The sequence below is a fragment of the Fundidesulfovibrio sp. genome (genome assembly GCF_058402725.1).
In genome coordinates, this window is sequence record NZ_JBZVFJ010000166.1 from 1 (window position 1) to 6,529 (window position 6,529).

Here is a 6,529-nt window from a genome sequence, read left to right on the forward strand (position 1 = left end):
GCCGCTGGACCTTGTCGGAGAGCTCGGCCACGTCGGCGGCCAGGGCGTTGGCGGAGCACAGGAGCGCGCACAGGGCGCAAAGCACGCGAAGCGTCATGGGAACCTCTCAGAAACCGGTGTGCCGGATGGCCTGGAACACGGCCTCCACGTCGAGGACGGCGTTCAGATCCGGCGTGAGGGTGTAGGGAACCACGTGGATGTCGTGGCGGAAGAGCACCTGGGTGAAATAGGGGCCAAGGGGGCCGGGAACGGCAAGGCACTTGGCGGCGCGCAGGGTGTGGCGCGAGAGGATGAGCTCCCCGATGGCGCTCTCCAGGGCCTCGGGGGCCAGGGAGTCGCGCACCTGGAACACGGCCTGCACCGCGCCCTCGCCCGAGGCCAGCACGATGTCGCAGCCGGGCGCGGAGCCGAGCTTGCAGCGCAGCTTGCGGGCGTCCACGAATTTCTGGAGCTGTTCCCGGAGACTGCGGGCAACGGCCTCGCGCAGTGGCTGGGCCTGTGCTCCCTCCACGCAGGCGGAGGCCAGGGCGCGCGGGCCGAAGGCGATCCGCGAGCCGGAATCGCCCAGGCCCAGCGCGTTCCATCGCTCGTGGTCGTGGAGGACGCCGACCAGGCGTCGCAGGTGGAAGCCCGCGTCGGGGCTCGCTGCGCTGCACAGGATGAAAGCCTGGAAGGAGCCCGTCATGGGGCCTTCCTGCTGATGGCCGGATGCGTCCGGCGGGGAGCCCGGCTCCTCCAGTTCGTGGATGGTGGGGCCGTGGCCGTGGCGCTCCAGAAAGGCGGCCAGGGATTCCCCGTTGCTTCGTTCGCGCAGGCGACAGGCCACCAGGGCGTCGCCGCCGAAGCGCACGAAGAAGCCCGACTCGCGGGGATCGTAGCTCCCCTGGGCGCGGAAGGTGATCTCGGCGCAGGGCGTGAGCCGGACCGGAAACGCGGGGTCTCCCAGGCCCAGCAGGAGGGTCTCACGGGCCTTGGTGGAGCGCCAGGCGGTCCACAAGCCCAGTTCCGGATTCCAGGTCGCCTCCAGCCTGCGCAAGCCTGCGCCGACGCGCACCTGGGCGGTGAGGGCCTCGCCATCTTTTCTCAAGTGACGCTTGAACGATTCCAGGGCCGCGCGGGCCTGATCCGGTTCGGTGAGGATGCGCATGGGGTCAGTCCCTGCCCTTGAGCACGACGCGGGGCTTGCTGCCGTCGGCCGGTCCCAGCAGGCCGTCGCGCTCCATCTGTTCGATGAATCGGGCCGCACGGTTGAAGCCGATGCGGAAGCGCCGCTGGATGAGCGAGATGGAGGCCTTGCCCTGCTCCATCACGAACTCCAGGGCCTGGGGATAGACGGGATCGGAGAGGGAGTCGCTGCCGTCGTCGCCGCCGCCGATGGCCACGCCCTCGGCCGAGGCCTCCTCCTTCCAGCTTGCCAGGTCCATGAGATAGCTGGGGGCCTGGCGCTCCTTCCAGTACTGCACCACGCGGGCGCTCTCCTCGTCGGAGACGAAGGCCCCGTGCATGCGCACCATCTTGGCCCCGCTGGGCTTGAAGAGCATGTCGCCCTTGCCCAGCAGGTGCTCCGCGCCCACGGTGTCCAGGATGGTGCGCGCGTCGTGGCGGCTCGTCACCTGGAAGGCGATGCGCGTGGGGAAGTTGGCCTTGATGAGCCCCGTGACCACGTCCACGCTGGGGCGCTGGGTGGCCAGGATCAGGTGGATGCCCGCCGCGCGCGCCAACTGGGCCAGGCGCACGATGGAGATCTCCACCTCCTTGGCGGCGGTCATCATCAGGTCGGCCAGCTCGTCGATGATCAGCACCAGGTACGGCAGCGGCTCCACCACCTCCACGTCCGGGCCGGGGTTGGCGGCGAGCTTGGCGGCCTTCTCGTTGAAGCCGTCGATGTTGCGCACGCCCATCTGGGCCATGGCCTCGTAGCGGCGGTCCATCTCTGCCACGCACCAGTCCAGGGCGGACTTGGCCAGGGCCATGTCCGTGACCACGGGGTGCACCAGATGCGGCAGGTCCTGGTACATGGCCAGTTCGATGCGCTTGGGGTCGATGAGCAGGAGCTTCACCTCGTCGGGCTGGGCCTTGTAGAGGATGGAGAGCAGGATGCCGTTGATGCACACGCTCTTGCCCGAACCTGTAGCGCCCGCCACCAGCAGGTGGGGCATGCGGGCCAGATCGGCGGTGAAGGGCTTGCCCTGGATGTCCTTGCCCACGGAGAGCGTCAGGCGGGAGGGCTGCCCCGTGAAGGCCTCCGCTTCCAGGATGTCGCGCAGGTAGACGGTCTGGCGTCGGGCGTTGGGGATCTCCACGCCCACGGTGTCGCGCCCGGGGATGGGGGCTTCGATGCGCACGGCCATGGCCTTCATGGCCAGGGCGATGTCGTTGGAGAGCCCGGCGATGCGGCTGACCTTCACCCCCGGCGCGGGCCTGATCTCGAACATGGTCACCACGGGACCGGGGACCACGCGCACCACTTCGCCCTGGATGCCGAAGTCGGCCAGGCAGGTGACCAGGCTCGCGGCCTGGGAGCGCAGCACGTCGTCGCCGGGGCCCACGGCCTGGGCCGGTGGCTTGGAGAGGAGATCGAGCGAGGGCAGGCCGTCGGGGCGCGGGGCGGGCGCGGGCGTCTTGCGCAAAAGCGGTTTGGCTTTGGGCCGTGCGGTGCGCGATGCCTGGGCCTTGGGCGTGACCACCAGCTCCTCGTCCGGGTCGTGGGCTTCGTGGACTGCGGGCGCGGCTGCGGGGTCCTCGTCCTCGCGCTCCTCTTTTCCCGGGCCGAAGAGGAACCGCCGGACGGTCGGTCCGGCCACGTCCCACACCCCGGCCAGGAAATCCTTCACCTTGAGGAACATCTCCTGCCAGGAGACGCCCAGGAAGAGCTGCACGCTGGCCACGGCCAGGAAGGTGACGGCCAGATAGGTGCCCACGGGGCTCAGAAGCCTCGCGCCCAGGCCGTAGAGGGCGCTGCCGAACCAGCCCCCGCCCTTGACGTGGTTGATGGAGAGCCCCGGGCCGGGCCAGTCCGACCCAAGGGAGACGAGCACCACCACGAAGAGCCCGAAAAGCCCGGACCAGTGGGTGCGGGTGATGCCCATGAGCGGGAAGAGCCTCGCAAGCCCGGAATAGGCGGCCAGTGCGGGCAAGAACCAGCCGGCCAGCCCGAAGAGGTCCACCAGGAGCCCGGAGAGATAGGAGCCGAGGAAGCCCGCCAGGTTGGCGATCTCGCGCCCCGCGATGCGCGTCTGGTTGAGGGTGGGGTCCAGCGGGTGGTGGGTGGCCAGGGCCAGCCCCAGCAGGGCGGCCACGAACAGCCAGCAGACCCCGGCCAGTTCGGTCAGGATCTTCTTGCCTTCGGGCGAGGGGTCTTGGGTGGGTTGTTCTTCCATAGAGCGCGCCAAGGGCCGCGAAGCCCAAGCTCCACGGCCCTTCTAGTCTAATTCGCGCGCGAACGCACTACACGCGGCCCAGGTATTCCCCGGAGCGGGTGTCCACCTTGATTTTCTCGCCCTCGTTGACGAAGAGCGGCACGTTGAGCGTGACGCCCGTGGAGAGGGTGGCGGGTTTGGTGGCCCCGCTCACGGTGTCGCCCTTCACGCCGGGCTCGGTGTGCGTCACTTCCAGCACCACCGAGGCGGGCAGGTCCAGGTCCAGGGCCTTGCCCCGGTACATGAGCATGGTCAGCTCCATGCCGTCCACCAGGAAGCCGCCCTTCTGGCCCAGGGCGCTCTCCTCCACGGAGAACTGCTCGTAGTTCTCCATGTCCATGAACACGAAGCCCGAGGAATCCTTGTAGAGGTACTGCATGGAGCGGGTCTCCATGTCGGGCTTTTCCATCTTCTCGCCGGAGCGGAAGGTGTTCTCCACCGTGCGCCCGTTGAGCATGTTGCGCAGCTTGGTGCGCACGAAGGCCCCGCCCTTGCCGGGCTTGACGTGCTGGAAGTCGACGATTTCGTAGGGAACGCCGTCCAGCTCGATCTTGAGGCCGCGGCGGAAATCGGTGGTGGAAAGCATCGTGTCTCCTTGGATGTCAGCTGTTCTTTTTGAGCCAGTGTTGCCACAAGGCGCAAACCGCGAGGGCATAGCTCATCATGCCGAAACCTGCAATCACTCCGATGCAGTTGCGGCCGATGAGGCTCTGCTGGCGCAGGGGCTGGTCGGTGCGCCCGAAGATGTTGGAAAGATGCACCTCCACGCAGGGCACGCCGATCCAGGCCAGGCAGTCGGCCAGGGCCAGGCTCGTGTGGGTGTAGGCCCCGGCGTTGAGGGCCAGGCCGTCAACGCCGTCCTTGCGGGCGGCTTCCAGGCGGTCGATGATCTGCCCCTCGCCGTTGCCCTGGTAGTGGGAAAGCTCGATGCGCGCCGCCTTCTGGCCCAGCACGGATTCCACCATGCCCGGCAGCGCGTCCATGCCCAGCGATCCGTAGATCTCGGGCTCGCGCACGCCCAGGTTGCCCAGGTTCGGGCCGTTGACGACCAGTATCCGGCAGTTGGTCATGTTCCCCACCTTGCTTTCGCGTGCGATCGCTGTATGCTTGGCGCTCCAAAATCGTTCGTGACGGAATCCCGAACCATGCGCAAGACGTTGCACCTTGAAAAGACCATCTACGGCCAGAACGACCTGACCGTGCCCGAGGCCCCGCAGATCGCCCTGGCCGGGCGCTCCAACGTGGGCAAGTCGAGCCTCCTGAACCGCCTCGCCGGGCGCAAGCAGCTGGCCAAGACCAGCTCCACCCCCGGCAAGACCCAGTCCATCAACCTCTACCGCGTGGACCCCTCGGGCTACTACCTGGTGGACCTGCCCGGCTACGGCTACGCCCGGCGCTCCAAGGAAGAGCGCGCCCGCTGGGCCAAGCTCATCGAGAGATACCTCACCGGCAACGAGCGCCTCCAGGGCGTGGCGGTGCTCATCGACTGCCGCCTGCCGCCCCAGCAGTCCGACCTGGACATGGTGGGCTGGCTGCGCGCCGAGGGCGTGCCCGTGCTCGGCGTGCTCACCAAGGCCGACAAGTGCACCCAGCGCGACCGCCAGGCCCAGAAGGCCCGCTGGGCGGCGCTTTTGGGCGGCAACGCCCCGGTGCTCTTCTCCTCAGTGAGCGGCATGGGCTTCGAGGAACTCTGGCGGCTCTTCGACCAGGCCGTCGGCTTGGCCGATCCCGAAGGCGACGCCCCCGCGCAGCCCGGGGCGGACCTGCAAGACGCCTAGTCCCTGCTGTCTCGCTCCGATCAAGCCCAGGCACGCCCCGGGAAGGCCCCGGAAGGTTCCCGGCCCCCTGCCCTGCCCCGACAAAACCCGGCCCGCCGCCCACGAGACGGCGGGCCGGACGTTTTTCGATCTACGGCATCAGCTCCAGCACCTTGCGCATCACCTCGAAGGCGTCGGCCACATAGAGCACGTCGGCCTTGCCCTGGGCCCAGCCGCACGAGGCGTCCAGGTTCACCGCGCGGCGCTCGCCGATGAAGCGCCAGCCCACGGTGTGGGGCTCTTCGCCGTGGCAGCACGTGGCCAGCCCCTTGGCGTGGCGCGGCGTGGCGCCGGTCTGCCCCACCTGGTGCATGTGCGTGAGGAAGCTCATCACCTGCTGGCCCTCGCCGGAGAGGTCCACCAGGGACTTGGACGTGCCCAGCGAGGCCTGCGCCTTGCCCAGGAACCCCAGGATCAGCTGCTCGGCCTCGGTGAGATGCGCCTGGCCGTCGGCCTGCTTCTTGGTCCAGCCCGCGCCGGCCACGAAGAGCAGCGCCGCGTCGGGGCGGATGGTCTGCTCCTCGGCAGAGGGGCAGATCATGCCCGTCACCTTGGAGCGCACGCCGGCGGGAAGCTCCGGAGCGGCCGCAGCCACCTGGGCCGTGCCGGGCGCTGCCTCGCAGGGCGCGAAGCACCCCGTGGAAAGGGCGACGAACCAGGGGCGCGCGGGACGCGCGATCTCGGCGTACATGCGCTGGCGGTAGTACCAGCGGGTGGCCACGGGCTTGCCGTCCTGCACGGACAGGGCCGTGACGCCCGTGTCGCACACGCCGCCCAGGCGGGCGGCCACGCCGGGCAGCACGCGGCTCACCCGCGAGGTGGCCGCGCCCACCGCCACCGTGGCCCCGGAGGCCTTGCACAGCGCGGCGAAGGCCGCCGCGTCGGTGGCGTAGCGCGGCTGGGCGTATTCGGCCCCGGCCACGCCGTAGAATTCGGCGGCCCCGCATCCGGCCACGGAATCGGCCGCGGCCTGCACGTCCGCGCCCACCAGGCCCACGCACAGGGGCGCGCCCAGCTGTCCGGCCAGCTCCCTGGCGGCCGTCAGGGCCTCCAGGGAAGCCTTGCCCAGGGAACCGTCGCACTCGACGGGGGCGATGAGAAGAACCTTGTCCATAGTGTCCTCCGGCGTTCCGGGCGCTCAGCCCGGGGTGCCAGTATGGTCGTTGTCAGGCCTCCGGCGGGGGGGGGGGGGGGGGGGAAAAAGAAAGAAAGGGGGGGGGGGGGGGGGGGCGGGGGGGGAGGGAGAGGAAGAGGAGAGGAACAGACAGACAGATATGTTATTGCATTTACCTC

Annotated in this window: 6 protein-coding genes; 1 reads left to right on the forward strand and 5 read right to left on the reverse strand. The window is 69.3% G+C overall.

All coding sequences use genetic code 11. The annotated features are described in order from the left end of the window. Nucleotides 1-106 precede the first annotated feature (106 nt). From ACV4UX_RS16255 to ACV4UX_RS16270, 4 genes are all read right to left on the reverse strand, one after another. A complete protein-coding gene (locus ACV4UX_RS16255) occupies nt 107-1,147 on the reverse strand; it encodes a hypothetical protein (protein ID WP_491594330.1) in 1,041 nt (346 codons plus the stop codon). A 4-nt stretch (nt 1,148-1,151) separates the two neighbouring features. Beyond that, nucleotides 1,152-3,380 carry a DNA translocase FtsK gene (locus ACV4UX_RS16260; protein WP_491594331.1) on the reverse strand — a complete coding sequence of 743 codons (2,229 nt, stop codon included), beginning with the start codon at nt 3,378-3,380 and terminating at the stop codon, nt 1,152-1,154. A gap of 67 nt (nt 3,381-3,447) precedes the next feature. Beyond that, nucleotides 3,448-4,005 carry an elongation factor P gene (efp, locus tag ACV4UX_RS16265; RefSeq protein ID WP_173084693.1) on the reverse strand — a complete coding sequence of 186 codons (558 nt, stop codon included), beginning with the start codon at nt 4,003-4,005 and terminating at the stop codon, nt 3,448-3,450. Between the two features lie 16 nt (nt 4,006-4,021). Next, on the reverse strand, nt 4,022-4,489 hold the full coding sequence (locus tag ACV4UX_RS16270; RefSeq protein WP_491594332.1) for a type II 3-dehydroquinate dehydratase: 468 nt from the start codon (nt 4,487-4,489) through the stop codon (nt 4,022-4,024). 75 nt (nt 4,490-4,564) lie between these two features. Between ACV4UX_RS16270 and yihA the strand changes: the two genes are divergently transcribed. Next, entirely contained in the window at nt 4,565-5,197 is a 633-nt protein-coding gene (gene yihA, locus ACV4UX_RS16275) for a ribosome biogenesis GTP-binding protein YihA/YsxC (protein WP_491594333.1), read from the forward strand. A 130-nt stretch (nt 5,198-5,327) separates the two neighbouring features. Here the strand turns inward: yihA and ACV4UX_RS16280 are convergent, their stop codons facing one another. Beyond that, nucleotides 5,328-6,350, reverse strand: a complete 1,023-nt coding sequence (locus ACV4UX_RS16280) for an electron transfer flavoprotein subunit alpha/FixB family protein (protein WP_491594334.1) — start codon at nt 6,348-6,350, stop codon at nt 5,328-5,330. Between the last annotated feature and the right edge of the window lie 179 nt (nt 6,351-6,529).

Bases quoted from the DNA above. Each gene is read 5' to 3' on its own strand.
- ACV4UX_RS16270 (WP_491594332.1), bottom strand. From the start codon at position 4,489: ATGACCAACTGCCGGATACTGGTCGTCAACGGCCCGAACCTGGGCAAC.
- yihA (WP_491594333.1), top strand. From the start codon at position 4,565: ATGCGCAAGACGTTGCACCTTGAAAAGACCATCTACGGCCAGAACGAC.
- ACV4UX_RS16260 (WP_491594331.1), bottom strand. From the start codon at position 3,380: ATGGAAGAACAACCCACCCAAGACCCCTCGCCCGAAGGCAAGAAGATC.
- efp (WP_173084693.1), bottom strand. From the start codon at position 4,005: ATGCTTTCCACCACCGATTTCCGCCGCGGCCTCAAGATCGAGCTGGAC.
- ACV4UX_RS16255 (WP_491594330.1), bottom strand. From the start codon at position 1,147: ATGCGCATCCTCACCGAACCGGATCAGGCCCGCGCGGCCCTGGAATCG.
- ACV4UX_RS16280 (WP_491594334.1), bottom strand. From the start codon at position 6,350: ATGGACAAGGTTCTTCTCATCGCCCCCGTCGAGTGCGACGGTTCCCTG.